Source organism: Amycolatopsis sp. PS_44_ISF1, assembly GCF_032335455.1.
In the GTDB taxonomy this organism is placed as follows: domain Bacteria; phylum Actinomycetota; class Actinomycetes; order Mycobacteriales; family Pseudonocardiaceae; genus Amycolatopsis.
In genome coordinates this window covers 937,827-962,189 of sequence record NZ_JANUXO010000001.1, presented here as the reverse complement: position 1 = coordinate 962,189, position 24,363 = coordinate 937,827, and the positions used below count along the sequence as shown (strand labels likewise).

General features: G+C 72.0%; 27 protein-coding genes. 16 read left to right on the top strand and 11 right to left on the bottom strand.

Annotation, left to right across the window (positions count from 1 at the left end; genetic code table 11):
• Positions 1 to 16: 16 nt before the first annotated feature.
• From NYF13_RS04240 to NYF13_RS04220, 5 genes are all read right to left on the bottom strand, one after another.
• A complete protein-coding gene (locus NYF13_RS04240; protein ID WP_315654284.1) occupies positions 17 to 901 on the bottom strand; it encodes an SAM-dependent methyltransferase in 885 nt (294 codons plus the stop codon).
• 92 nt (positions 902 to 993) lie between these two features.
• The gene (locus tag NYF13_RS04235) at positions 994 to 1,869 is read right to left on the bottom strand and encodes a Scr1 family TA system antitoxin-like transcriptional regulator (protein WP_315654283.1); all 876 of its coding nucleotides are present in this window, start codon (positions 1,867 to 1,869) and stop codon (positions 994 to 996) included.
• 43 nt (positions 1,870 to 1,912) lie between these two features.
• Positions 1,913 to 2,140 (bottom strand): DUF397 domain-containing protein, encoded by a 228-nt coding sequence (locus NYF13_RS04230; protein ID WP_315654282.1) that lies wholly within the window; start codon positions 2,138 to 2,140, stop codon positions 1,913 to 1,915.
• 216 nt (positions 2,141 to 2,356) lie between these two features.
• Positions 2,357 to 2,683 carry a hypothetical protein gene (locus NYF13_RS04225; protein WP_315654281.1) on the bottom strand — a complete coding sequence of 109 codons (327 nt, stop codon included), beginning with the start codon at positions 2,681 to 2,683 and terminating at the stop codon, positions 2,357 to 2,359.
• Between the two features lie 1,196 nt (positions 2,684 to 3,879).
• Entirely contained in the window at positions 3,880 to 4,938 is a 1,059-nt protein-coding gene (locus NYF13_RS04220) for an NAD-dependent epimerase/dehydratase family protein (RefSeq protein WP_315654280.1), read from the bottom strand.
• 138 nt (positions 4,939 to 5,076) lie between these two features.
• Between NYF13_RS04220 and NYF13_RS04215 the strand changes: the two genes are divergently transcribed.
• Positions 5,077 to 6,027 (top strand): NAD-dependent epimerase/dehydratase family protein, encoded by a 951-nt coding sequence (locus NYF13_RS04215; protein WP_315657194.1) that lies wholly within the window; start codon positions 5,077 to 5,079, stop codon positions 6,025 to 6,027.
• A gap of 55 nt (positions 6,028 to 6,082) precedes the next feature.
• Positions 6,083 to 6,808: a class I SAM-dependent methyltransferase gene (locus NYF13_RS04210; protein WP_315654279.1), complete on the top strand. Its 726-nt coding sequence runs from the start codon at positions 6,083 to 6,085 to the stop codon at positions 6,806 to 6,808.
• Between the two features lie 60 nt (positions 6,809 to 6,868).
• Here the strand turns inward: NYF13_RS04210 and NYF13_RS04205 are convergent, their stop codons facing one another.
• The 4 genes from NYF13_RS04205 to NYF13_RS04190 are packed head-to-tail and all read right to left on the bottom strand — an operon-like array spanning position 6,869 to position 10,552.
• Positions 6,869 to 7,819, bottom strand: coding sequence for a Gfo/Idh/MocA family oxidoreductase (locus NYF13_RS04205; RefSeq protein WP_315654278.1), 951 nt, complete (start codon positions 7,817 to 7,819; stop codon positions 6,869 to 6,871).
• A complete protein-coding gene (locus NYF13_RS04200) occupies positions 7,816 to 9,024 on the bottom strand; it encodes a cytochrome P450 (RefSeq protein WP_315654277.1) in 1,209 nt (402 codons plus the stop codon). Before NYF13_RS04200 ends, NYF13_RS04205 begins: the two co-directional genes overlap by 4 nt.
• Before the next feature lie 8 nt (positions 9,025 to 9,032).
• Entirely contained in the window at positions 9,033 to 9,689 is a 657-nt protein-coding gene (locus NYF13_RS04195) for an SDR family oxidoreductase (protein ID WP_315654275.1), read from the bottom strand.
• A complete protein-coding gene (locus NYF13_RS04190) occupies positions 9,686 to 10,552 on the bottom strand; it encodes an LLM class flavin-dependent oxidoreductase (RefSeq protein WP_315654274.1) in 867 nt (288 codons plus the stop codon). The genes NYF13_RS04195 and NYF13_RS04190 overlap by 4 nt, the downstream gene beginning before the upstream one ends.
• Positions 10,553 to 10,801: 249 nt before the next feature.
• Here NYF13_RS04190 and NYF13_RS04185 point away from each other — a divergent pair, with 249 nt between their 5' ends.
• Positions 10,802 to 11,815 (top strand): tyrosine-protein phosphatase, encoded by a 1,014-nt coding sequence (locus NYF13_RS04185; protein ID WP_315654272.1) that lies wholly within the window; start codon positions 10,802 to 10,804, stop codon positions 11,813 to 11,815.
• Positions 11,812 to 13,377, top strand: a complete 1,566-nt coding sequence (locus NYF13_RS04180; protein ID WP_315654271.1) for an FAD-dependent oxidoreductase — start codon at positions 11,812 to 11,814, stop codon at positions 13,375 to 13,377. Before NYF13_RS04185 ends, NYF13_RS04180 begins: the two co-directional genes overlap by 4 nt.
• 114 nt (positions 13,378 to 13,491) lie before the next feature.
• On the opposite strand, the gene NYF13_RS04175 is transcribed toward NYF13_RS04180, so the two are convergent.
• Both NYF13_RS04175 and NYF13_RS04170 read right to left on the bottom strand, forming a co-directional pair.
• The gene (locus tag NYF13_RS04175; protein ID WP_315654270.1) at positions 13,492 to 15,081 is read right to left on the bottom strand and encodes an FAD-dependent monooxygenase; all 1,590 of its coding nucleotides are present in this window, start codon (positions 15,079 to 15,081) and stop codon (positions 13,492 to 13,494) included.
• The gene (locus NYF13_RS04170; protein ID WP_315654269.1) at positions 15,078 to 16,094 is read right to left on the bottom strand and encodes a methyltransferase; all 1,017 of its coding nucleotides are present in this window, start codon (positions 16,092 to 16,094) and stop codon (positions 15,078 to 15,080) included. Before NYF13_RS04170 ends, NYF13_RS04175 begins: the two co-directional genes overlap by 4 nt.
• Positions 16,095 to 16,269: 175 nt before the next feature.
• On the opposite strand from NYF13_RS04170, the gene NYF13_RS04165 reads away from it, so the two are divergent.
• From NYF13_RS04165 to NYF13_RS04110, 12 genes are all read left to right on the top strand, one after another.
• Positions 16,270 to 17,748: an oligopeptide:H+ symporter gene (locus tag NYF13_RS04165; RefSeq protein WP_315654267.1), complete on the top strand. Its 1,479-nt coding sequence runs from the start codon at positions 16,270 to 16,272 to the stop codon at positions 17,746 to 17,748.
• Positions 17,749 to 17,872: 124 nt separating this feature from the next.
• The gene (locus tag NYF13_RS04160; protein ID WP_315654266.1) at positions 17,873 to 18,427 is read left to right on the top strand and encodes a PadR family transcriptional regulator; all 555 of its coding nucleotides are present in this window, start codon (positions 17,873 to 17,875) and stop codon (positions 18,425 to 18,427) included.
• Between the two features lie 177 nt (positions 18,428 to 18,604).
• Entirely contained in the window at positions 18,605 to 18,901 is a 297-nt protein-coding gene (locus tag NYF13_RS04155) for a TcmI family type II polyketide cyclase (protein WP_396286519.1), read from the top strand.
• Complete coding sequence (locus NYF13_RS04150; protein ID WP_315654263.1) at positions 18,901 to 19,320, top strand: cupin domain-containing protein; 420 nt, start codon at positions 18,901 to 18,903, stop codon at positions 19,318 to 19,320. Before NYF13_RS04155 ends, NYF13_RS04150 begins: the two co-directional genes overlap by 1 nt.
• A complete protein-coding gene (locus tag NYF13_RS04145; RefSeq protein WP_315654262.1) occupies positions 19,317 to 20,576 on the top strand; it encodes a beta-ketoacyl-[acyl-carrier-protein] synthase family protein in 1,260 nt (419 codons plus the stop codon). The genes NYF13_RS04150 and NYF13_RS04145 overlap by 4 nt, the downstream gene beginning before the upstream one ends.
• Positions 20,573 to 21,775 (top strand): ketosynthase chain-length factor, encoded by a 1,203-nt coding sequence (locus tag NYF13_RS04140; protein ID WP_315654261.1) that lies wholly within the window; start codon positions 20,573 to 20,575, stop codon positions 21,773 to 21,775. The genes NYF13_RS04145 and NYF13_RS04140 overlap by 4 nt, the downstream gene beginning before the upstream one ends.
• 26 nt (positions 21,776 to 21,801) lie before the next feature.
• Entirely contained in the window at positions 21,802 to 22,047 is a 246-nt protein-coding gene (locus NYF13_RS04135) for an acyl carrier protein (protein ID WP_315654260.1), read from the top strand.
• A 1-nt stretch (position 22,048) separates the two neighbouring features.
• The gene (locus tag NYF13_RS04130; RefSeq protein WP_315654259.1) at positions 22,049 to 22,516 is read left to right on the top strand and encodes an SRPBCC family protein; all 468 of its coding nucleotides are present in this window, start codon (positions 22,049 to 22,051) and stop codon (positions 22,514 to 22,516) included.
• Positions 22,517 to 22,520: 4 nt separating this feature from the next.
• A complete protein-coding gene (locus NYF13_RS04125) occupies positions 22,521 to 22,970 on the top strand; it encodes an anthrone oxygenase family protein (protein WP_315654258.1) in 450 nt (149 codons plus the stop codon).
• Positions 22,971 to 22,988: 18 nt separating this feature from the next.
• The gene (locus NYF13_RS04120) at positions 22,989 to 23,723 is read left to right on the top strand and encodes an SDR family NAD(P)-dependent oxidoreductase (protein ID WP_315654257.1); all 735 of its coding nucleotides are present in this window, start codon (positions 22,989 to 22,991) and stop codon (positions 23,721 to 23,723) included.
• A gap of 10 nt (positions 23,724 to 23,733) precedes the next feature.
• Positions 23,734 to 24,060 carry an antibiotic biosynthesis monooxygenase family protein gene (locus tag NYF13_RS04115; protein WP_315654255.1) on the top strand — a complete coding sequence of 109 codons (327 nt, stop codon included), beginning with the start codon at positions 23,734 to 23,736 and terminating at the stop codon, positions 24,058 to 24,060.
• On the top strand, positions 24,057 to 24,362 hold the full coding sequence (locus NYF13_RS04110) for an antibiotic biosynthesis monooxygenase family protein (RefSeq protein ID WP_315654253.1): 306 nt from the start codon (positions 24,057 to 24,059) through the stop codon (positions 24,360 to 24,362). The genes NYF13_RS04115 and NYF13_RS04110 overlap by 4 nt, the downstream gene beginning before the upstream one ends.
• The last annotated feature ends 1 nt before the right edge of the window (position 24,363 follow it).

The window sequence follows — 24,363 nt, the reverse complement described above, 5'->3', positions numbered from 1 at the left end:
GCGGCCGGTCGTGGCTTCATCGCTTCTTGGCGACTCCGGCGATGACGGCGGACTCGTTGGGGGAGGTGAAGGTGACGGCGGGCTCGTCGGGGGGCGCCTCGTCGAGGTGCCATTGGGTGGTCCAGGTCAGGCCGGGCGGGATGAGGTCGAAGGTCCCGAACAGCTCCCGAACCTCGTCGTGCGTGCGCCAGACGACGGGACTGCTCTTCGTGTCGTAGAGGTGCTTCAGCTTGGCCAGCTGGTCCTGGTAGACCGGGGGCACGCCCTCGTCGGTGATGTGGGAGATGGCGAGGTAGGAGCCGGCGGGCGCCAGCTCGCGGTAGCGGGCGACCGCGGCGGGGCCGACGTCTCCGGTGTCGCCGCTGCGGGCCGAGGCCGGTTGCTGGACGTGCAGGACGGCGATGAGCAGGATCGCCAGCGGCTGGTCGAGGTCGAGGATGCCGGTGGCCGCCGCCTGCTCCCACAGCCGGTCGGGGGCGCGCAGGTCGGCGTGGATGGCCGCGTGCCGGCTGCTGTCCCCGTGCTGTTCGAGCAGGTCCTGGGAATGGGCCACCGCGATCGGGTCGTAATCGGCGTAGACCACGCGGGAGCGGCCGTAGGCGACCTCGTCGGCGATCTGGTGGGCGTGGCGCATGGTGGGCAGACCGGAGCCGATGTCGATGAACTGGGTGACGCCCAGCCCCATGAGGTGACGTACCACGCGGTGCAGGAACACCCGGTTGGCCTTCGCGATCTGCCTCAGTTGCGGGAACTCGCCGAGCACGGTGTCACCGAACTTGCGATCGACGGTCCAGGAGGCATCGCCTTCGAGATAATAGTCGTAGACCCGCGCGACGCTGGGCCGTTGCAAGTCGATTCCGGGCGGTGGGTAAGCGTCGGAATCCCGGTCCTCGCCCGCCACTGGCGTCTCCTTCCCCATATGGAGCAAAACCACGTCCTCAACCAAGGGTAATTCACCGGTTACGCTGCGAAATAGACGGCACAAGGAGGAACCTAGGTCCCCCTGTCCGGGTTGCGGCCGTCGATGAGGTCATACCGACGGTGTAGCTCGGCCAGGGTGTCCTCGGCGCTGAACGCGATGGATTGCAGCGCCGCCCAGGCCGTGCGGTATTTGCGCAGGCGACGCTGGGCGGCCCAGGACACGCCGTCGAGGTACTCGCTGTAGGCCCGCTCGCGCTCGCCGGAGGAAAAGCGCATGATCACGAAGTTGTGCTCGCTGTACCCGTTCGGTGGAGGCGGGATGAGCCGAATGGTGATGTTGTCCCGCTGCGCGAGTTCGATGAGGTGCTCGAGCTGGTCCGCGGCGATGTCGGCCGGCAATGCGTCCACATTGCGCAGCGAAGCCGTGCTGATGAGAAAAACGAATTGCTTGTCGATGCGGTCGAATTGGCGCTGGCGTTTCAGGCGTTTCAGCATCCGGTCACCCATGACGGTGCCGCGCCGGGCCCCGTCGAACACCAGGATCATGAAGGACTCGGACTGGATCAGTCCGTGGAAGTTCTCGCCGCTCCAGGCGTGAATCGCGGTGGCCTGCGCTTCTCTCTTCTCGACCAGCTGAAACCACTGCGGGGTGACCACGCGGTCGTCACCCCGCTGCCGCGTCGGCGATTTGATCAGGTCCCAGTTCCGCAGCATCGCTTCCCGCGCCTCGGGCGCCGCCGCGTAGAGGTCCAGCAGGACGATCAGTTCCTCACGGGAAATCGAGGTCATCCCGTTTTCCAGCTTGCTGACCGTCGTCTGGTGCTTGCCGAGCGCCTGGGCGGCTTCGTGCTGGTCGCAACCGGCGGCGTCGCGTGCGGCCCGCAAGTCGCGGCCGAGGTCGTTCCACAGCGCCTCGTCCGTTTCGGTCCTGGGGTCCGGAGTCGTCACGCGGACCACGTCCCCGAGCCGGCCCCACCGCGGCGGGTCCGGCTCAGCCGGTCGGCTCCGCGCGCACCAGCTCGACGAAGGCGCACCAGCTCCGCGGGGAGAAGGTCAGCACCGGTGACCGGGCCAGCTTGCTGTCGCGGACACCCACGGCCCCGGGCGTGGAGAGGTTGACCTCCACGCACGTGCCGCCGTCGGGGCCGCTGAAGCTCGAGCGGTGCCAGCCCCGCCCGTCGAACCCGGCCGAATCCGGCGACCTGCCCTCGAACTGCATCGCTCCCCCTTGGGCTCCGTGCGCTGCTCTCCTGCACCCAGAGTGAGTGTCGAATATGCGACACACAAGCCCCCCGCAATTCGATCGTGCCCATCGTCACTCCATCGAGATCAACTGACTGTGCCGCACCGCCCGTGGGTGGGGTCCGGGCCCCGGCCCGTGGCCCGGACCCCCGTGGTGGGGCCGACCGCCGTCGTCGGCGGCGGCCCGCACCGGCTACGGCACCTGGTGCGCCACCGGGCCGGGAGCGGTGCGGGACCCGCGCAGGGCCAGCACGCACAGCATCCCGGACACCGCCGTGCCCACCGCGCCGACTCCGGACGGCGTCAACGACGTACTCACTCCCAGGGCCAGCGCGACCACGGCCGCCCGCGCCGCCTCCGGCCACCCGCAGACGACCAGTCCGGCCACCGCCGGCCACGAACCCGGCTGCCGGGCCGCCCGCTGACGGCGGCGACGCCGCGAGCGCACCGGGGGAAAGGTCACGTCCACGATCTGGATCCGCTTCAGCGACGGCCCGTCCTCGCCGAATTCGATGACCACTGTCGCCGGATGGCGACAGTCGACGGACGACCCCACAGTGGGGTGATCATGGGCAGGTTCTGCTGGCGTGGGGAAACATTCGGGGTCTAGGATCACCTTATTGTCCCTTCGGGTAAAGCAGCCTTCGGGTAAAGCAGCAAGTGGGCAATGATGGCGCGGCCCTCTCTTTCCCAGGGGGTCGCGCCGAAACAATTTTAGTTATTTCGGCTGCGTCGCATATGCGAAGAGCTTCCTTTGCTGTGGTAAGTCTGGCACAGAGTCGATCTCGCCCGCCAACCCGGACCGGGCATTTCCTCAGCGGTTCTTCGCGTTCGCAATGTCGAATATGCGACCAGGTGACACGATATGGTGAATGCATTGTTTCGCGTCCCCGCTGGGGTCGGTTTTTCGGTATACCCCACGCCCTCCGGTCCTGCGCATATTCGACATCTTCGAACCTTCTTCCCGGCCAAGAGTCATGCGGTTCGCCTGGGAAATCTATTTCCCCGCGCAAGGCTCCAGAAGTCCCCGGCGGTCAAAGGTCGCAATTTTGCGACAAGCGGTCGAGGGGGTCCGGCGCCGCTGTTCGGCCGCACCCATCACGAACGAGGTGCCGTGCAGAACTGGGCACGGAATGCGTCTGTGACCGAAGGCGGGTCCAGCTCGAGGATGGAGTTGCCCGGGGCTCGGTCGGCCTCTCGTCCAGGGCGCGCTGACGGCCTGGACCACGAGCACGGTGTTGACCTGGTGCTGGGCTACCGCTGGTGCTGGGCCGCTTCACCGCCCCTGGCCCGATGGACAGCGAGCCGACCACCACGTCCACGCCGGTAACGAAACCAGCAAACAGGGCGATCACCTGGGGTGGACGCTGTCGCCGACGACATCGACCGCGGCCTCGTCATCGTTCGGACCGTGGTGGCTCCGGCTACGCCGATCGCCTTCGCGCTGAGTTCTGGCGGTCCGGCACGATCCCTCACGAATACCAGGAGTTGCTTTTGCGTTCGAAGATGGTGTATCTGATACCCGTCGCAGCCCTGCTGGTGGGACTGACAGACCTGTCCTGGGTGATGTTTTTCCCCAGTGAAATCGTTGCCGTGAATATATTCCGAATTGCGACAGCGGTTATCTTGCTCGCGCTAGCGGGGATAGGACTGTATCGTCTCCGGCGCGGCGATCGTTCCTGACTCCGTATTCGCCGGCCGGCGCCCCGCAACGGGTTAAGCCGGTACGGGGGCGCGCATCGGGGAGTTGGCGAAGTCCGCCATGTTCTCGTCGAATCCGAGGGAGGGTAGCCAGCCCAGTTCGGCCTTGATGCGGCTCGGTGAGGCCACGATGTGGCGCACGTCGCCGATGCGGTACTCGCCGGTGATCACCGGTTGGGGGGTTCCGGCGGCGGTGGCCAGGGCGGACGCCACCTCGGCGATGCTGCGGGGGTCGCCGGTGGCCACGTTGAAGGCGCGGAAGCCGGTGTCGGCCGCGGTCAGGGCGGCCACGTTGGCCGTGGCGATGTCGCGGACGTGGATGAAGTCCCGGCGGGGTTTGCCGTCCTCGAAGACGCGGGCCGCGGTGCCGCGCTCCACGGCCGTGCGGAAGACGGCCGTCACGCCGGAATACGGGCTTCCGGGAGGCATCTCGGGCCCGTAGACGTTGTGGTAGCGCAAGGCGACCACTTGGCCGCCGGTCTCCCGGGCCCAGGCGCCGGCCAGGTGTTCCTGGGCCAGTTTGGTGACCGCGTAGACGTTGCGGGGCGGGTCGAGCGGGTCGTCCTCTTCGACCGGGCTGTCCACGACGGCCGTGCCGCACTCCGGGCAGGTCACCTCGAACCGGCCCGCTTCGAGGGCTTCCTTCGGACGGCGCCCGGGCCGGACCCGGCCGTGCTCCGGGCAGTCGTACCGGCTGTCGCCGTAGATCACCACCGAGCTCCCGAGCACCAGCCGGCCGAGGCCCAGCTCGGTCATCGCGGTGACGAGCCGCGCGGTGGCGAGGTCGTTGCACGTCACGTACCGCGCCGCGTCGCGGATCTCCTTGCCCCGGCCGACCATCGCGGCCTGGTGGCACACCGCGTCGATCCCGCGCAGCGCCGAGACCACTGTGGACTCGTCGCGCAGGTCGCCGTGCCGGAACTCGACGCCGTCGGGCAGCCGCGGCGGCGATCCGGCCGGGTGCACGTGGGGCAGCAGCGCGTCCAGGACCCGGACCTCGTGCCCACCGGCCACCAGTGCTTCGACGACGTTGCGGCCGATGAACCCGGCGCCGCCCGTGACCAGAACCCGCATTCCGCCTCCCGCGTCTCGTGGCCTCCCACGGTCCTCGGCCGTGCTCGGCCCGGACTCGAATGCGGCTGGACCCACGCGCCCTACGGTCGTGGCCGTCCGGACGCGAAGGCGCGGACGCGGGGAGAGGCTGTGGTGCTCATGTCTGGTCGGCTGGTCGCGGACGGCGCTCCCGACACGGCGGTGGTGATCGGGAGCGCGGGGTTCATCGGACGCCGGCTTTCGGCGACGCTCGACCTCGCGCGGGTGCGGACGGCGTGCTTCACCCGGCAGTCCCGGTTCCTGCGCGACGGCGAACTGGCCGCCCCGATCGCCGGCGCCGGGACCGTGTTCTACCTCGCCTCCAGCATCAACCCGGCGCTCGGGGAGAGCCACCCCGAGCTGGCCCGGGCCGACCACGCGCTGTTCCGCACCCTGCTCGATCGGCTGCGCCGCCGGGACAACCCGCCGACGGTGGTGCTGACCAGCTCCGGGGGCACCGTGTACGACCCCGCGTTCGCCCCGCCCTACGGGGAGACCTCGCCGCTGAAGCCCTCGGGGGCCTACGGCCGGGCGAAGATCGCCCTCGAAGAGGAGCTGCTGAGCCACGCGGGCGAACTGCCGGTGGTGATCCTCCGGATGTCCAATGTGTACGGTCCGGGCCAGCCGACCGGGCGGGGCCAGGGCGTGCTCGCCCACTGGCTGTCCGCCGCGCTGGACTCCCGGCCGCTGCGGCTGATCGGCGACGTGACCGCGACCCGCGACTACGTCTACGTCGACGACGTGGTCGACGTGATGCGGCGGCTGCGGGGCGCCGGGCCCGCGGAACCGCTGATCCTCAACATCGGCTCCGGAGTGCGCACCTCGCTTTCGGGGCTGCTGGACGTGGTGCGCTCGGTCGTGGCGCTCGACCTGCGGGTGGAGTTCCAGCCGAGCCGGCTGTTCGACCGGCAGGACGTCTGGCTCGACGTCGGCGAGGCCGAGCGGGTGCTGGGCTGGCGGCCCGATACTTCGCTGGCCGAGGGCGTGGCGGCGACCTGGCGGTCGTGGCTCGCGGGCGCGGCGGTCACCGCCGGGGTCAACGAGCTCCAAACGATTTTCGAGACGATCTGACCAGGCTGTTCCGGAGTGACCCGACTGCAGAGCGAGGGATCGAATGTTAGCTGAAATGCTCGCCCGTTCCGGCAAGGTACTGCTCGACAACGTGCCGCCGGACGGCCGGAAGTACTGGGCGGCGCGGTTCTGGGACCGGGCGGCGGCGGAGCGGCACCCGCTGCTGCGCGAGCACTTCCTCAGCCAGAAGGAGACCATCGGCAAGTACCTCGAGAAGTACGGTGCCGACACCGGGCGGCTGCTCGAATTCGCCTGCGGCACCGGTGAGTTCACCGGGCTCGCGGCGACCCGCACCGCCGCGAAGAGCATCACCGCGCTCGACATCTCCCAGCAGGGGCTCGAAATCGTGCGCGGCCGAGTGCACCACGAGGACCTCGAACTCGTGCTGGGCGATTTCTGGGCCGAGCACGACTTCGGCCCGGCGGACCTGGTGATGTGCGTGGACGCGATCCACCACCTCGGCGACGTCCGCGAAGTGCTGGAGCGGCTCAAGACGTTCCTGGAGCCGGGCGGGATCTTCGTCGGCAACCTCTGGACCGGCGACAACTTCCACGACTTCGAACGCCAGCGCTACGGCACGCTCAACCACCTCCGCCGCACGGCGGCGTTCTTCAGCACGGCGGTGGTCATCCGCGCCTCGCGCGGCCGGATGAAGACCGGCGCGTACCGGACGCAACTGCTGACCAGCTCGGAAGGCACCGCCATCCTGAACGAGGTGTTCGGCGAGGTGCTGGAACTGGACGTGCACCCGCACTTCATGTCGTTCGTGGCCACGGCCTGAGGCCGGGGCCGTGGGTGGCGGGCGTCGGCTCGCCGCCCACGGCGCCGGTGCGCCGGCGGTTCAGGACGCCCGCGCGAAGACCGCTTCGAGCAGCCGGGCCTGGGTGAGCAGCGTTTCGTGTTCGAGGGCCCGTCCGGCCGGGTCGCCGATCAGGCTCGCGAAGTGCAGCAAGACGTTGCGGAACTGGTCGTCCGCCGGGAGCGTCCGCTCCTCCCGCACGTCCTGGGACTCCAGGCGCAGCACCGGGCGCGTCGCGGCCGGCGGGGTGAACGCCCAGTCCAGCGTCAGCCGGCCTTCGCTGCCCCACACCGACATCGTGCTCCGGTAGGTGTGCACGAACCCGAACGAGCACTGGGCCGCCACCTTCCCGTCGCTCAGCAGCGCGCTGCCGGACACGTCCACCTCCCCGGAGCGCACGAGCACCGCCCCGGCCACCTCGGGGGTGCGGAGGTAGGGCCAGGACGCCCGGATCGGGTAGCACCCGGTCTCGCGCAGCGCGCCGCCGCCGAGGGCGGAGGAGTACTTGATCCCGGACGGCGCCGTCGGCGGGATGCCGAAGTCGGCGGTGATCAGGCGGGGCTCGCCGACCACGCCCTTGCTCACCAGCTCCGCCACCTCGGCGTGCTGGGAGTGGTGGGGGAACGCGAAGTTCTCCATCACCACCAGCCCGCGCGCGGTCGCGAGCTCGACCAGCCGCGCCGCCGCGGCCGTCCCCATCGCCGCCGTCTTCTCCACCAGCACGTGCTTGCCCGCTTCCAGGGCCGCCTCCGCCCATTCCTGGTGCAGCGCGATCGGCAGCGGGATGTACACCGCGTCGACGTCCGGCCGCTCCAGCAGCGCCGCGTAGCCGGTCACGGCCTCGCCGCCGAACCGGCCGGTGAAGGCCGCCGCCTTCGCCGCCGACCGGCTCGCCACCGCCGTGACCCGCAGACCCGCGGCGGCCATCGCCGGGACCGTCTTGCGGGCCGCGATGTCGGCGCAGCCCAGGACGCCGAACCTGGGTCCGGTCACCACTGGATCGGCAACTCGGCCGGCCGGGGGAACGCGGTCGCGAGGTGCCACCGCAGCTCGTCCACCGGGGTGCCCAGCGTGAGCGGGATCCGCCGGGCCACCAGGGTTTCCAGCAGCACCCGCAGTTCCAGCCGGGCGAGGGCGGCGCCGAGGCAGAAGTGGATGCCCGCGCCGAAGGCCAGGTGCGGGTGGTCGGCGCGGTCCAGCCGCACCCGGTCCGCCTCGGCGAACACGGACTCGTCGCGGTTGGCCGAGTTGATCAGCGGGATCACCGGCTCGCCGGCCCGGATCCTCACCCCGCCGAGCTCGACGTCTTCGAGCGCGATCCGCAGCGAGCCGAACCCGCCGGCGACCTGGCTGTAGCGCAGGGCCTCTTCCACGGCCGGGCCGATGAGCTCCGGACCGTCCACGAGGGACTGGTAGCGCGCCGGGTCTTCCAGCAGGTGCACCAGCAGGTGCGAGACCGCGCTGACCGTCGTGTGGTACCCGGCGATCAGGATGGTCATCGCGAGCGTGCGCAGCTCCTCGGCGTCGAGCGAGTCGCCGTCCTCCTGGGCCTGCAGCAGCCGGGTCAGCAGATCCTCGCCCGGCCGGGCGCGCTTGCGCTCGATCAGCCCGGCGAGGTAGCCCATCAGTGCGCCGGCGGCCTCGCGCGCCGCGTCGGCGTCCGCGCCCGGGCCGCCGACGGTCAGCACCTTGTCGCCCCACTGCCGGAACCGGGCCTGCTCCCCGGGTTCGACCCCGAGCAGTTCGCAGATCACCGTGATCGGCAGCGGCAGGGCCAGCGCAGTCACCGCGTCGGCGCTGGTCCCGGCCGCGAGCATCGCGTCGAGAAGGCCCGCCGTGATCTCCTCGATCCGCGGCCGCAGCGCCTCGACCCGCCGCTGGGTGAACTCGCGCGAGGCCAGCTTGCGCAGCCGGGTGTGGTCCGGCGGGTCCAGGTTCACCAGCGAGCGCGAGCCGCGGTGCACCGGGATCAGCCTCGGCGCGTCCGGCCGGGTCATCGCCTCCTTGCTGAACCGCAGATCGGTCAGGACCGCCCGGACCTCGGCGTGCCGCAGGACGAGCCATCCTTCGTGGCCGCCCGGCAGCCGCACCCGGGTCACCGCCGACTGTGCGCGCAGCTTCGAGCACTCGTCGAGCGCTGCCCCGGGAGTGCGCACCCGGAAGGGGAACTCGGGCAGTTTCGTCACGGCTTCGGTCATCGGGTTCCTCACCATTCGATCGGTTCGCGGGAGCGGAAGAACGTGCCGGTCGGCCCGTCGCCGGGCAGCGTGGCGGCCCAGGCGATGTCGGCGGCCGCGGTGGCGGCGTCCCCTTCGGCCCGGGGCATCATGCGGGTGCGCACCCGGCCGGGGTTGACCGCGTTGACCAGCACCCCGCGGCCTCGGGCGCTGTCCGCGAGCAGCACGGTCACGGCGTTCAGCGCGGTCTTGGACAGCGAATACGCCGGGGCTCCGGCGAACAGTCCGTGGCTGAACGCGCCGGTGCCGCTCGACACCATGACGATCCGGCCCCAGCCCCGTTCGAACATCCCCGGCAACACGGCCTGGGACACCCGCAGCGCGCCGAGCGCGTTGACCGCGAGGGTCTCGGCGACGAGCTCGGGCGGGACGGACTCGGGGGGAGCGCCCTCGTCGAGGAGCACCCCGGCGTTGTTCACCAGGATGTCGATCGGCCCGGCCCGGTCGAGCGCGGCGGACACCGAGCCGGCGTCGGTGACGTCGAGCCGCACGGCCCGGCCGGTCCCGGCGGCTTCGGCGTCGGCCAGCCGCCGCGCGGACGCGACGACCTCGAACCCGGCGGCGGTGAGGTGCCGGCAGACGGCGAGCCCGATACCCCGCCCCGCGCCGGTGACCAGTGCCCTCACGACGGCCCCGCCCCGAGCAGACCCGCCCCGTGCAGGGCGTCGGTGAGCCGGTCGAGCTGGCCGAGGCCGGCCGAACACGGGAAGAGCACCAGCTCCTGGCACCCGGCCCCGGCGTACTCGGCGGCGGTGCGGGCGAGCGCGTCCGGCGTGAGCAGCGTTTCGCCGATGACCCGCTCGGCGTAGCGGCCCATCCCGCGGTAGCAGCCGCCGAGGTAGTCGCGGGCCAGCGTGCTCCCGTCCGGGCCGAGGGCGAAGTACGCCAGGGCGACGAGCCGGGGCTCGTCCGTGCGTCCGGCTTCGGCCCAGGCCCGGCGCAGCCGGGTGAGCCGGTCGGCGTAGGGCTCGGCCGAGCCGCTTCCGGAGATCCACCCGTCCGCGAGGCCGGCGGCCCGCCGCATCGCCGCGTCGGAGTGGCCGCCGATCAGCACCGGCGGGGGTGCCGCCGGGGTGGGGCCGATCTCGCCGGCGCGCCAGGTCCGGCGCAGGGTCGTGACCAGCTCGTCCAGGTTCCGGCCCCGCCGGGTGAACGCCGTGCCGGTGACGTCGAAGTCGTCGCGCCGCCCGCCCGCGGCGAGCCCGAGCTCCAGCCGGCCGCCGGACAGCTCGTGCAGGGTCGCCGCCTGCTTGGCCAGCACGGCGGGGGAGCGGGTCGCACCGAGCAGCACCGTCGTGCTCAGGCGGATCCGGCGGGTGGCTCCGGCCGCGACCGCGAGCGTGGTCAACGGCTCGTGGTTCGGGTAGACGATCCGGTCGAGCACCCCGAGCGTCGAGAAGCCGCTCGCCTCGGCGGCCGCGGCCCAGCCGAGGACGTCCGCGCCGCTGGCCCCCGGAACCATCGCGGGCAGGCCGACACCGATCCGCATGCAGGGTCTCCAGACTTCCGGCGGCAGCTTTCGCGTCGCATGCTCGGCGGGCGGACTCGAACCTCGGTGGGAGGCGGCTGGGACGGTGGCCGGGGGGTCGAGCCGGACTGCAGCGCGTTTCGACCGGTGGCGACCAGCCTGGGGCGGCGCGCGCGTCCCGCTCGTGTTGCCGCGCAGGTCATCCGGCCGTGGCTGGGGCCGGACCGGCAACGATCGACTCAGCATCCGATCCAGAGGAAGAAGCCCGTTATGGTGAGCTTGTCCCTGCGGCGGGGCGTGGTGGCCGCCGCCATCGCCACCACCACCGCCCTGGCCGGCGGTACCACCGCATTCGCCTGCGACTCCCCGGCCCGGCCGATCGCCGGGGCCACGGCGGTGCGCGCCACCGACGGCAGCTACCAGCTGAGCTGGGTGCCCGCGAACGGGGTCCGCTCGGCGTCGGTGTACGCCGCCACGCACCCGATCGAACGGGCGCAGGACGGGAAGCTGGTGGCGAAGGACGCCACGGGAGCGGCGACGGTGACCGGGCTGGCGCCCACGTCCCGCTGGTACTTCACGATCGTGCCCGGCCCGGCGAAGCTCGGCGAGGAGGTGGCCGCGAAGCTGGTCGACCTCGAAGGCGTCAACAACGCCCGCGATCTGGGCGGCTACCCGGCCGCCAACGGCCTGCGCATCCGCTGGGGCACGGTCTTCCGGTCCGCGCGGCTGACCCCCGCCACCACGACCGGCCGCGCGGAGATCGCCGGCCTGGGCATCAAGGACGACGTCGACTTCCGTTCGACCGCGGAGGCGACCAGCGAGGGGGCGGACCCGATCCCGGCCGGGGTCACCCACGTCGCGGAACCGGTCGGCGACCCCGGACAGGCGGTGCCGCCGGACCCGAAGACGCCGCCGTCCACCGGGGACCTGATCATGGACAACTACCGGCTGCTGGTGTCGAACCCGAACCTGGGGCACCAGTTCTTCGACGCGCTGACCCACATCGCCGACGCCCCCCAGCGGCCGGTGCTCTACCACTGCACCGGCGGCAACCACCGCACCGGCTGGATGACGGTGATCCTGCTCAAGGTGCTCGGCGTGCCCGACGACGTGATCCGCCAGGACTACCTGCTGTCCTCCGGCACCACGGGCGCCTACCTCGACGCGGCCTACGACCAGGTCGGCCTCGACTACGGTTCGTTCCCGAACTACCTCACCGCGCTCGGGGTCACCGACCAGCTGACCCGGCAGCTGCGGCACGCGCTGCTGGAGGCCCCCCGGTGAGCACGACCACCGTGGACGTGCTGGTGGCCGGCGGCGGGCTGTCCGGGCTGGCCGCCGCCACCTTCCTCTCCTGGCTCGGCGTGTCCACCGCCGTGGTGGAGCGGCACTCCGGGACGCTGATCCACCCCCGGGCCCGCAGCATCAACCCCCGCACCGCCGAACTCCTGCGCCAGGTCGGTCTCGCTTCCGCGGTCACCGACAGCGGCGGCTACGTGAGCGAACTCCCGTCGGTGTACCTGCTGCGCGCGGTGACGCTGGCCGGCGAGGAGCTCAGCCGCACCGAACAGCGCCCGCCCGCCGACGCGGGGGGCGGCGCCGAAGTCAGCCCGTCCGGCTGGGGGATGATCGACCAGGACCGGCTCGAACGCGTGCTGCGGGAGCGGGCCGAAGCGCTCGGCGCGGACGTGCGGTTCGGGCAGCGGCTCGTCGGCCTCGAGCCGGACGGCACCGGGGTCACCGCGACGGTGTCCACTGTGGATGGAGACCGCCGGATCCGCGCCGCCTACGTGATCGGCGCCGACGGCCACGGCAGCACGGTGCGGTCGCTGCTCGGCATCGGCCGGCACGGGCCCGGCCGGCTCAGCCACGTCGCGAGCATGGTCTTCGACGCGGACCTGTCCGGGCCGATGCGCGGCCGCCACGATCCGGCGAACGGGCGGTTCGTCGCCTCGTGCCACCTCACCACGCCCGCCGAGGGCACGGTGCTGTTCCCGCACGGCGACGACCGCCGCTGGGTGTTCAACACGCCGTACCACCCCGAGCGCGGCGAGTGCGTCGAAGACTTCGACGACGAGCGCTGCGTGGCCGCGATCCGGGCCGCGACCGGGGTACCGGACCTGCCGGTCTCCCTCGTGCCGCAACTGGAGAACGGCGTGCGGGTGCTCGGCTACGAAATCGGCGCGCTGGTCGCGGACACCTACCGCGCCGGGCGGGTGTTCCTGGTCGGCGACGCCGCGCACGTCATGCCGCCGACCGGCGCGTTCGGTGCCGGCACCGGGATCCAGGACGCGCACAACCTGAGCTGGAAGCTCGCGCACGTGCTGAGCGGCCGGGCCGGGGAGGCGCTGCTGGACACCTACGACGCCGAGCGGCGTCCGGTCGCGGAGTTCACCCTGGGACAGGCGCTGCTGCTGATGAACGCGCGGGGCGGGACCGAGGTGCCCACGCCCGCCGGGCACTCGCTGGTGCCCTACGACGCCGCGGTGTTCGGGTACCGCTACCCGGGCCCGTTCGCCGACGGTGACGGACCGGTGGCGCTGGAGCCCGCGGAGTTGACCGGCCGGCCGGGCACGCGGGCGCCGCACCTGCCGCTCGGCCGCGGGTCCACCCTCGACCGCTACGGCCGGGACTACGTGCTGCTCACCGGCACCGAAGTGGACACCGGGCTGCCGTCGCACGTGCTCGACGACACCCAGCTCGCCCGGCACGGCATCACGGCCACCGGCGCGCTGCTGGTGCGCCCGGACGGGTTCGTGGCCTGGCGCACGGAAACCGGCTTCACCCCGGAGGAGCTGGCCGCCGTGCTCGCGGAGCTGGACTGCCGGACCCCGGTGACGGCCTGAACCACGCTGAAGCGCCTTCGCCGGGGTGATTCCGGCGAAGGCGCTTCAGCGTTGGCAGGACAGTGGGTCAGTAGGACAGCGGGTCATCTGGGCAGCGGGTCATCTGGGCAGCGGTCAGACCAGGGATTCCAGCAGCGCGTGCAGGGTGGCCTTCGGGTCCGGCCCGGACGCCGTCGTGCGCCACGCGACGAACCCGTCCGGCCGCACCAGCACCGCGCCGTCCGGTGCGACGCCGTAGGCCTTCGCCCAGTCGGCGCCCTCGTCCTCCACCAGCTCACGGCCGATTCGGAACGAGCGCAACGGCACCGCGGTCTCGGTGGCGACCACCGTGGCGGCGTCGTGCCACTTCTCGCCCTCGGGTCCGGCCAGCAGCACGTACGAGCCGAAGAACAGCTCGACCGTCGAAACGCGCTCCCCGTCTCGGCGGAGCCAGACGTGCGGGGCCCGGGTGCCGGGCTGGCCGGTCAGCTCCAGGCGGGGCGTGAGCACCGGTCCGTCGTCCGCGCCGTCGATCGCGGAGGACGCGTACCGGTAGCCGAGGGTGACGATGATGTCGTCGACCATCCGGGCCCGGTCGGCCTCCGAGGCGTGGCCGTGCCGGATCCGGTTGCGCAGCAACGCCTGGTCGGCCATGGCCGAACCCAGCGGACGCCGCTCGGCGTCGTAGCTGTCGAGCAGCCGCTGCCCGCCCCAGCCGCGCAGGACGGCCGCGAGCTTCCACGCCAGGTTGTGCGCGTCGTGGATGCCCGTGTTGGCGCCGAACCCGCCCGCGGGCGGGTGCACGTGCGCGGCGTCCCCGGCGAGCAGCACCCGCCCGGACCGGAACGTGGTGGCCACCCGCTGGGCGCCCTCCCACGGCACGGTGCCCACGATCTCGACCTCGAGGTCGGGCACCCCGGCGGCGTCCCGCACCACCTGGACGCAGCGCTGCTCGGTGAAATCGGCCGGGGACTCCTCGGCCGGGTCGTAGAGCGCGGCGCCGGCCCACGGGTCGCAACCGTGCAGCCGGGACAACGTCATCACCGTCGGGCCCTTGGTGGCGTAGCAGAGGATGAACTTGCGGTCGTGCATGACGCTTTCCAGGCGCGGGGCCCGGAAGTAGATGCTCAGGGCGTGGAAGACCGTGCCCCGGCCCTCCTGGGGGATCCCGAGCGTGCGCCGGACGAAGCTGCTCGCGCCGTCGGCGGCGACGAGGTAATCGGCCTCGACCGTCCGCCGCGTGCCGTCGGCGACCGACTCCAGCTCGGCGGTCACCCCGTCCTCGCCGGCGGTGAAGGACACGAGCTTGGTGCCGAACTCCAGCGTCGCGCCGCCCGCGCGGGCCCGCTCGGCCAGCACGCGCTCGTAGCGGTCCTGGCCGCAGCCCATCACCCGCTGCGGGCTGATCTCCGCGCCGTCCAGGGACGGTGATTCGACGATCTCGGCGGTGTCGATCTCGGCCAGGGTCGGGGTGCGGAGGATGCCGCCCTCGAAGTACGGGTGGGAGTCCCCCATCTCGAGCGCGCGGATCTCCGGTTCGAGGCCCGCCGCGGCGAAGATCTCCAGCGTCCGGGCCTGGATGCCCGGTGCGCGCGGCAGCCACGACGTGGAGTCGCGGCGCTCCACCAGGGTCGGCGCGAGGCCGTGCCGGGTCAAGAACAGCGCGGTGGACAGGCCGACCGGGCCGCCGCCGACGACGAGGACGGGCACCCGGGCGGAGCTCATGCGGGCTTCCGGGCGATGACGAGGGTGTCGTGGTCGCCGAGGCGTATGGTGTCCACATCGGACAGACCGGCCGCGGCGAGGTACTCCTGGCACTCGGCGAGGGTGTACTCGGAACCGCCGGGGGAGAGCAACTGCATGTTGAGGCTGATCAGCGTGTTCCACGGGTCGGACGACGCCGGCTCCAGCAGCATGTCGTAGATCAGCAGCGCACCACCCGGGTTCACCGCCCGCGCCATCCGCCGCACCAGCTCGGTCCGCTCGGCGGGGCCCCAGTCGTGCAGGACGTGCCCGGTGACCACGACGTCGGCCGCGGGCAGCTCGGTGGCGAACGCGTCGCCGCCGGCGAACCGCGCCCGCCCGGTCAGCCCGAAGCCGGCGATGTGCTCGTCGAACATGGGCTCGATCGGGGGCAGGTCGAACACGGTCCCGCTCAGGTGCGGGTGGGCCTCGAGCACCTGCGCGAGCAGGTTGCCGCGCGCCCCGCCGACGTCGAGCACCGTGCGGTGGGCGGACCAGTCGAACTTCGCCGCCAGCTCCGGCGCCAGCGGGCCGGAGACGGCGTCCATCATCCGCAGGAAGTTCCGCAGGTGGCCGGGGTTGCCCATCATCTTCTCGAAGGCGGCGGTCTGGTCTTCGCGACCGGCCAGCTGCGGTTCGCCGGTGCGCAGCAGCCCCGAGAGGTTCTGCCACGCCGGGTACATCATCCGGTTCGCGCGTTCGAGGAACGCGCCGCCGTAGGTCGGCTTGGCCTGGTCGAGGTAGGTTTCGGCGGCCGCGCCGGCGGTGTACTTCCCGTCCTCGTGGTGCACGAGACCGGTGCAGGCCAGCGCGGTCAGGAAGTCCCGGGCGGCCCGGGGGTGCAGCCCGAGGTCGGCGCACAGCTCGTCCTGGGTCGCGGGACCGGCGGCCAGCCGGGTGAAGAGGCCGAGCTCGACGGCGGCCAGCACGACCTTCGCTTCGGCGAACGCGATACCCAGCCGGTTGATGTCGTTCAAAGTGGACGGACCGCTCACATCGGTCTCCTTTCGAGGCGTCGCCGGGAAGGACACCACCGGGCGCTCGAAGAAGACTCGGGTTCTCGTGCCGGACGAGTCCTGCCGCCGTCCTCGCGCGCGTGGCCGGCCGCGCGCGCGAGGCCGCGAGTCCTCCTCCAGCCGCGCTCGAACCGGCCGCCGCATGCTCCCCGCCATGGTCCTAGGTCGCCCACGCTGGTTCGTCACGTTGTTCCTCACGGATGTGTGGGAGCGCTTCAGCTTCTTCGGCATGATCGCGATACTCGCGCTCTACGCCGCGGCTTCACCCGCGCGCGGCGGGCTCGGCCTGCCGATGGGAACCGCGGCCGCGCTCTTCGGCGCGTACGTCGGTGTGGTCTTCATGGCCGCCATGCCCGGCGGCTGGCTCGGCGACCGGGTGCTCGGCGAGCGCCGGGCGGTGGTGATCGGCGGTTCGGGCATCGCGCTCGGGCACTTCACCATGCTCGTCCCGGCCGCCGCCGCGACGTGGGCCGGCCTCGGGCTGATCGCCGCGGGCACCGGGCTGCTCAAGCCGAATATGCTCGCGCTGCTCGGCCGGTTCCACGGCCCCGGCCAGAGCGCGCAGCGCGAGTCCACGCTCTCGCTGTTCTACGTCAGCATCCAGGTGTCCGCCCTCGTCGCGCCGCTGGTGACCGGGTTCCTGGGGGAGCGGGTCAACTGGCACCTCGGGTTCGCCGCCGCCGGGGTCGGCATGACCTTCGGGGTGGTGCAGTTCGTGCTGGGCCGCCGGTCCTTCGGCGAACTGGGACGCGAGCCCGGACATCCCGCTTCGGCCGCCGAGCGCCGCAAGGCCGCGCTGGTCGCCGGTGGGTCCACGATCGTCGTCGCGGCCCTGGCGGCGGCCGACGGGCTGGCCGGCACCTTCACCCTCATGCACGTGGTGATCGCCATGGGGCTGCTTTCCCTGCTCGCCCCGGTGGCCTACTTCCTGATCCTCCGCCGCAGCCCCGCGCTGAGCGCCCCGCAGCGGCGCCGGGTGTCGGCGTTCGGCTGGGTGCTGGCCTCGACCGCGCTGTTCTGGATGTTCGTCATCCAGGGCAACTCCCTGCTCAGCCTGTTCGCCGCGCACTCGACCGACCGGCGGCTCGGCGGCTTCACCATCCCCGCCGGCTGGTTCGCCTCCACGACCCCGTTGTTCATGCTCCTGCTGGCGCCGGCGCTCGCGGTGCTGTGGACCCGCGTGGGCGAGCGCATCTCGCTCCCGGTGAAGATCGCGGCCGGGCTGGCCGCCGCGGCGGGGTCGATGCTGCTGATGAGCGCCGCTTCGGGGTTCGCCGCCGGCGGCCTGGTCTCGCCCTGGTGGCTGATCCTGGTCTACCTGCTGCTCGCCCTCGGCGAGGTGGTGCTCGCGCCGGTCGGCCTCAGCGCTTCGGTGGACGTCGCGCCTTCGACCTTCGCCGGGCGCACGATGGGGCTGTACTGGATGTGCTCGGCCTTCGGTGCCGGGATCGGCAGCCAGATCGTGCACCTGGCCGACGTGCTGCCGCGGCCGGTGTACTACCTCGTGCTGGCGGGCACCGGCCTCGGTTCCGGGCTCGCGCTCGTGTTCGCCCGGCGGTCGCTGTCGTCCCGGCTCGCCGGGCCCGCCGCGGAAGACCCGGTGCCGCCGGTCGCGGCCGTCGCGGTTCGCTGATTTCCCGATCGAGCAGCGCCGATTCCCACCGGAAATCGGCGCTGCTCCCATCACCGGTGCCCCCGATATCTCAAAAAATGGACGGAGAAATAGTGCGGAACGAAATACGTCGGAAGGAAGTGCCGTGAACCGTCCCCGGGATTTCGCCGCATTGACCGTGCTCTGCTTTCTCAACGAGGGCGACCGGCACCCGTACGAGATGCTGCGGCTGGTCCGCCAGCGGCACAAGGACAACATCATCCCGGGGTTGCCGCGCAGCATCTACCGCGCCATCGAGCGGCTGCAGGCCGACGGGCTGATCGAGCCGGTCGAGACCACCCGCGAGGGGCGTCGTCCGGAGCGGACGGTGTACCGCATCACCCCCGACGGCTCCGAGGAGATGGTCACCCAGCTCTCGCGCCTGGTCACCACGCCGGAGGAGATCCCGGCCTTCGGTGCGGCGTTGTCGCTGCTCGGGAACCTGGAGGCCGAGCTGCAGGTGTCGGCGCTGCGGCAGCGCCGGATCCGGCTGGAGGGCCGGCTGGCCGAGTGCGCCGCCCAGCTGGCCGCGGCCGGTCCGCACCTGGAGTACAAGCGGGTCATGGAGCTGGACTACCTGTGCGCCGTCGGGCACGCCGAGCTGGACTGGCTGCGCCGGGTGCTGGCCACCCTGCGGGACGAGCCTCTCCGCGCGGGCTGAACCTCGCCGTGAAATTCTCGCTCGGCCCCGGGCCGCGCGAGGTGATCGGACAAAGTGCGACCGGTTTTCGAACCGTTCTCGAATGCGGTCGCAGAATATCGTCCGGCCCGCGAAAACATCGGGATCTCGCTTCAGGGAAGGGCGGCACGGGTGGAACGCACACTCATCGTGGCACGCATGAATCCGGATTCGGCGGAATCGGTGGCCGGGATATTCGGCGAGTCCGACGCCGGTCCGCTCCCGGCGACCGTGGGTGTGACGGCGCGGTCGCTGTTCTCCTACCAGGGCTTGTACTTCCACCTCATCGAAGCCGAGCGGCCGCTGGCCGAAGGGCTCGCCGAGGCCCGCAAGAGTCCCCTGTGGACCGACATCAACACCAAGCTCGACGAGTTCATCACCCCGTACGACCCGCGGACCTGGCGCGGTCCGGCCGATGCGATGGCGCACCGCTTCTACAGCTGGCGAGCCGTCTGATGGGGGAGCTGAAGATCGCCTCCTACGCCGACGCCGAGCCCAACCGCCGCCGCGGCGGCGAGCTTCGGGTCGTGCTCGGACCCAAGACCGCCGGGGCCACGACGGGCTTCCTGGGCGTGCTGACGCTCCAGCCGGGCGAGTCCGTCTCGGAGCACTACCACCCCTACTCGGAGGAGTTCCTCTACGTCACGCGCGGCGAACTGACCACCCACGTCGACGGCGCGGCCTACGTCCTGTACGAGGGTGAGGGCCTCGTCGTGCCGAAGAACGCCCGGCACCGGGTGGAGAACCACGCCGGTGAGCTCGCCGAGGCGGTGTTCCACCTGTGCCCGCTGGCCCCGCGCCCGGAGCTCGGCCACGTCGACACCGAGGCGCTGCCGGCGCCGGCCGAGGCCCAGCCGTCGGTGGGGGCACCGTGACGAGGACCGCGGTCATCACCGGCATCGGCGTGGTCGCGCCGGGCGGGATCGGCACCAAGGCCTTCTGGTCGCTGCTCACCGAAGGCCGCACCGCGACCCGGCCGATCACGAGGTTCGACGCCTCGCGGTTCCGCTCGCGCATCGCGGCCGAGTGCGACTTCGAAGGTGAGCTCAACGGCCTGACCCGCGAGCAGTCCTCGCGGCTCGACCGCGCGGCGCAGTTCGCGCTCGTCTGCACCGACGAGGCCGCGGCCGACAGCGGACTGGACCCGGGCGCGCTCGACCCGTACCGGCTCGGTGTCGCGATCGGCAGCGCCGTCGGCGCCACCACCGGGCTGGAGAACGAGTACCTCACCGTCTCCTCCGGCGCCCGTGACTGGGTCGTCGACCCCGCCAAGGCCGCCCCGCAGCTCTACGAGTACCTCGTGCCGAGCAGCTTCGCGGCCGAAGTCGCCTGGCGCTGCGGCGCGCAGGGCCCGGTCGCCACCATCTCCACCGGCTGCACCTCCGGCCTCGACGCGATCGGCCACGCCGCCGGGCTCATCGGGTCCGGCGAGGCCGACGTGGTGCTGGCCGGCGCCACGGACGCGCCGATCTCGCCGATCACCGTCGCCTGCTTCGACGCGATCAAGGCCACTTCCCCCGACAACGACGACGCCGAGCACGCGTCCCGGCCGTTCGACCGCACCCGCAACGGTTTCGTGCTCGGTGAAGGCGCCGCGGTGTTCGTCGTCGAGGAAGCCGAGAGCGCCCGGCGGCGCGGCGCGCACGTCTACTGCGCGGTCTCCGGGTTCGCCACCCGGGCCAACGCCTACCACATGACGGGGCTGAAACCGGACGGCCGTGAGCTGGCCGAGGCCATCGACGTCGCCCTCCGGCGGTCCGGCCGGACCGCCGACCGCGTCGGCTACGTCAACGCCCACGGTTCGGGCACCAAGCAGAACGACCGGCACGAGACCGCCGCGGTCAAGCGCAGCCTGGGCGCGCACGCCTACCGGGTGCCGGTCAGCTCGATCAAGTCGATGATCGGGCACTCGCTCGGCGCGATCGGCTCGCTCGAGGTCGCGGCCTGCGCGCTGGCGCTGGAGCACCAGGTCGTGCCGCCGACGGCGAACCTGCACGAGCGCGACCCGGAGTGCGACCTCGACTACGTGCCGAACGTCGCCCGGGAGATCGGGCTGGACACCGTGCTCACCGTCGGCAGCGGCTTCGGCGGCTTCCAGACCGCCGTGGTCCTGACCCGGGAGCCGGTGTGACGACGGCGGAGGCGGCCCCGGTGGTCACCGGGATCGGCGTGGTCGCGCCCAACGGCGTCGGCGTCGAAGAGTTCTGGGCGAACGTGCTGGCCGGGCGCAGCGGGCTCGCACCGGTGACCCGGTTCGACGCCGCGGGTTACCCGGTTTCCCGCGTCGGCGCGGTGCCCGACGAGCCGGACGCCCGGCCGAACCGGATCACCGTGCAGACCGACCGCTGGACCCGGTTCGCGATGACCGCGACCGAGGAGGCGCTGCGCACCGCCGGCATCGGCCCCGGCGGCGAGCGCGACTTCGACGACTACGACCTCGCCGTGATCACCGCCAGCTCCTCCGGGGGCAACGAGTTCGGCCAGCGGGAGATCGAGCAGCTCTGGCGTGCCGGACCGGAGTACGTGTCGGTGTACCAGTCGATCGCGTGGTTCTACGCGGCGACCACCGGGCAACTGTCCATCCGGCACGGGATGCGCGGGCCCTGCGGGGTCGTCGTCGCCGAGCAGGCGGGCGGGCTGGACGCGCTGGCCCAGGGCCGGCGGATGCTGCGCACCGGCACCAAGGCCGTGGTCACCGGCGGCACCGAGGCGGCGCTGTCGCCGTACGCGCTGGTGTGCCAGAGCACCGGTGGGCGGTTCACCCGCGGCGAGTACCGGCCTTTCGACACGCGGGCCTGCGGCTGCGTACCGGGCGAGGGCGGCGCGATCCTGGTGCTGGAGGACGAGGGCTCCGCCCGCGCCCGCGGGGTGTCCGGGGGGTACGGGCGGGTCGCGGGGTACGCGGCGACGTTCGACCCCCGGCCGGGCTCCGGCCGACCCGGCGGGCTGCCCCGCGCGATCACCGGCGCGCTGCGGGACGCCGGACTGCGACCGTCCGATGTGGACGTCGTGTTCGCCGACGGCGCGGGCACCCCGGCGGGCGACGCCGAGGAGGCCGCGGCCCTGACCGGGGTGTTCGGCGCCCGCGGGGTGCCGGTCACGGTGCCGAAGACGATGACCGGGCGGCTGGCCGCCGGGGGTGCCCCGCTGGATGTCGCGTGCGCGCTGCTGGCCCTGCGCGACGGGGTGCTGCCGCCGACCCCCGGTGTCACCGAACCGGCCCACGAACTCGACCTGGTCCTCGAGCCCCGGACCGGGCCGGCGCGGACCGCGCTGGTGCTGGCGCGCGGGTTCGGCGGCTTCAACTCCGCGCTCGTGCTCACCCGCTGACCCCTGACCCACCGAAGGAGGACAACGTGCTCACGCTCGAAGATCTCAAACAGGTCCTGCGCACCTGCGGGACCGACGAGTCCGTCGACCTGGACGGCGACATCCTCGACGTCGAGATGGCCGAACTGGGCTACGACTCGCTGGCGGTGCTCGAGATATCGGCCCGCCTGCAGCAGCGCTCCGGGCGCGAGATCCCGGAGGACGTCACGGCCGAGTCGCTGACCCTGCGGCAGCTGCTGGGCTACATCAACAACCCCGTCGGGATCGCCTGACATGGCCGCGCACACGGACAACAGCGTGTTCATCGAGGCGCCGATGGAGCTGGTCTGGCGGCGCACCAACGACGTCGAGTCGTGGACGGAGCTGTTCGACGAGTACGCCGAGGCCACGGTGCTCGACCGCGAGGACGGCCGGATCACCTTCCGGCTCGCCCTGCACCCGGACGAGAACGGCAAGGTGTGGGCGTGGGTGTCCGAACGCCGTCTCGACGAGGCGGCCCGCACCACGCTGTCGCACCGCGTCGAGACCGGCCCGTTCAAGTACATGAGCCTGTTCTGGGAGTACACCGAGGTCGCCGGCGGCGTGCGGCTGCGCTGGGTGCAGGACTTCGAGATGAAGCCCGGCGCCCCGGTCGACGACCCGGCGATGGCCGCCCGGATCAACGGGAGCAGCGTGCGGCAGCAGGCGAGGATCAAGAAGATCCTCGAACAGGCCGCGCGCGACGCGGAACTCCCGGTCTGAGCGCGTGGACTACCGGATCGCCGCGCTGCCGGCGCTGGTCTGCGGCGGGATCGCCGCGGGCGACATGTTCTGCACCGCGGTCGGGCTCGCGCCGATGATGCGGGTGCTGTCCTACCGGCGTTACGTCGAGATGGTGCAGTACCTGCAGCCGCGGTACGACCCGGCGATGCCGATCATCAACGCGATCGCCCTGCTGGCGAACGTCGTGGCCGCGGTCACCGCGCCTTCGGGTGCCTGGTTCGTGGTCGCCGCGGTGCTGGTCGCGTCGGTGATCGCGGTGTCGGTGGCCAAGGCCGTGCCGATCAACCGGTTCGTGCTGGAGCTCGATCCGGCGGCCGAACCCCCGGACTGGCCCAGCCGGGACCCGCGGGCGCGCTGGAAGGCGTGGAACACCGTCCGCACGGTCCTGATGGCGGGCGCGCTGCTCGCCGACGGTGTCGCCGTCCTGTACTGAAACCTTCGAAGGAGAGACATGAGCATCGAGCTCGACGGCAAGCGGGTGCTGGTCACCGGCGGCACCGGGGGGATCGGCCGCGGCCTGTCCCACGCGTTCGCCCGGTCCGGCGCCAGCCTCGTCACCTGTGGGCGGTCGAACGAAGAGGCCGCCGAAACGATGTCCCGCGAGCTCGAGGAGATCGGCGGGGAGCACCACGTCGTGCTCGCCGACGTCACCGAGCCCGACCAGGTCGAAACGCTCCTGGACGAGTGCCGGACCCGGCTGGGCGGACTGGACGTGCTGGTCGGCAACGCCGGGGCGATCAGCCACATCCCGTTCGGCGAGCTTCCGCTGGCGGAGTGGAAACGCGTCCTCGACACCAACCTGACCTCGGCCTACCTGCTGATCTCGAAGGCGCTGCCGCTGCTGTCCGACGGCGCGTCCATCGTGCTCATCGGCTCGCGGGTGGCGACCGTCGGGATCCCGTTGCGAGCGCACTACACCGCGTCGAAGTCGGCGCTGATCGGGCTCGCGCGCTCGCTGGCCAAGGAGCTGGGCGGGCGCCGCATCCGGGTCAACGTGGTGGCGCCCGGCGTGATCGAAACGCCGGAGCGCCCGCTGCCCGAGGAAGTCCGGCAGCGCTACCACCAGCTCACCGCGATCGGCCGGCTCGGCCACCCGGGCGAGATCGCCAACACGGTGCTGTTCCTGGCCAGCGACCTGTCGTCCTACATCACCGGCGAAACCGTCCACGTCGACGGCGGAATCTGAGAGGAACACCATGTCCGGCACCGAAGTATTCCGCGTCATGCTGCGGATGGAAGTCCGGCCCGGCAAGGGCGCGGAGTTCGAGAAGGTCTGGTACGAAAGCGCCGGCACGATCACCGGCCAGCGCGCCAACCTCGGCCAGTGGCTCTCCCGCGGCGACGAGGCGGAGGGCGTCTACTACATCGTCAGCGACTGGGTCAACGAGGAGCTGTTCCGCGAGTACGAGCGCAGCGAGGAGCACGTCGTGCACCGCGGCAAGCTGCACCCGTACCGCAGCAAGGGCTCCATGCAGACGATGCGGGTGGTGCACAACCTGGCCGGCGCCGGGGCGCCCGCGTGAGCCGGGTCCGGGTGCTGATCTACGCGGCGGCGCCGGAGAGCGACACCGACGGGGTCACCGAGGCCTACCACCGCATCAGCGCCGAGCTGTCCGGCACGCCGGGACTGCTCGGCAACGAGCTGATGCAGTCGCTGGGCGAGTCCCGCTCGTTCGTGGTGATGAGCGAGTGGGCCGACCTGGACGCCTTCCGGACGTGGGAGACCGGGCCGGACCACCGCGCCACGACCTCGCCGTTGCGGCCCTACCAGGACGCTTCGCGGGGCAGCCCGTTCGGTCTCTACCAGGTCGTGGCCAACTACTAGG

What these genes read in the sequence shown, in the direction of transcription:
- NYF13_RS04230 (WP_315654282.1), bottom strand. Translation starts at nt 2,140, where the DNA reads ATGCAGTTCGAGGGCAGGTCGCCGGATTCGGCCGGGTTCGACGGGCGG.
- NYF13_RS04220 (WP_315654280.1), bottom strand. Translation starts at nt 4,938, where the DNA reads ATGCGGGTTCTGGTCACGGGCGGCGCCGGGTTCATCGGCCGCAACGTC.
- NYF13_RS04215 (WP_315657194.1), top strand. Translation starts at nt 5,077, where the DNA reads ATGTCTGGTCGGCTGGTCGCGGACGGCGCTCCCGACACGGCGGTGGTG.
- NYF13_RS04210 (WP_315654279.1), top strand. Translation starts at nt 6,083, where the DNA reads ATGCTCGCCCGTTCCGGCAAGGTACTGCTCGACAACGTGCCGCCGGAC.
- NYF13_RS04200 (WP_315654277.1), bottom strand. Translation starts at nt 9,024, where the DNA reads ATGACCGAAGCCGTGACGAAACTGCCCGAGTTCCCCTTCCGGGTGCGC.
- NYF13_RS04190 (WP_315654274.1), bottom strand. Translation starts at nt 10,552, where the DNA reads ATGCGGATCGGTGTCGGCCTGCCCGCGATGGTTCCGGGGGCCAGCGGC.
- NYF13_RS04185 (WP_315654272.1), top strand. Translation starts at nt 10,802, where the DNA reads ATGGTGAGCTTGTCCCTGCGGCGGGGCGTGGTGGCCGCCGCCATCGCC.
- NYF13_RS04175 (WP_315654270.1), bottom strand. Translation starts at nt 15,081, where the DNA reads ATGAGCTCCGCCCGGGTGCCCGTCCTCGTCGTCGGCGGCGGCCCGGTC.
- NYF13_RS04165 (WP_315654267.1), top strand. Translation starts at nt 16,270, where the DNA reads ATGGTCCTAGGTCGCCCACGCTGGTTCGTCACGTTGTTCCTCACGGAT.
- NYF13_RS04155 (WP_396286519.1), top strand. Translation starts at nt 18,605, where the DNA reads ATGAATCCGGATTCGGCGGAATCGGTGGCCGGGATATTCGGCGAGTCC.
- NYF13_RS04150 (WP_315654263.1), top strand. Translation starts at nt 18,901, where the DNA reads ATGGGGGAGCTGAAGATCGCCTCCTACGCCGACGCCGAGCCCAACCGC.
- NYF13_RS04130 (WP_315654259.1), top strand. Translation starts at nt 22,049, where the DNA reads ATGGCCGCGCACACGGACAACAGCGTGTTCATCGAGGCGCCGATGGAG.
- NYF13_RS04120 (WP_315654257.1), top strand. Translation starts at nt 22,989, where the DNA reads ATGAGCATCGAGCTCGACGGCAAGCGGGTGCTGGTCACCGGCGGCACC.
- NYF13_RS04115 (WP_315654255.1), top strand. Translation starts at nt 23,734, where the DNA reads ATGTCCGGCACCGAAGTATTCCGCGTCATGCTGCGGATGGAAGTCCGG.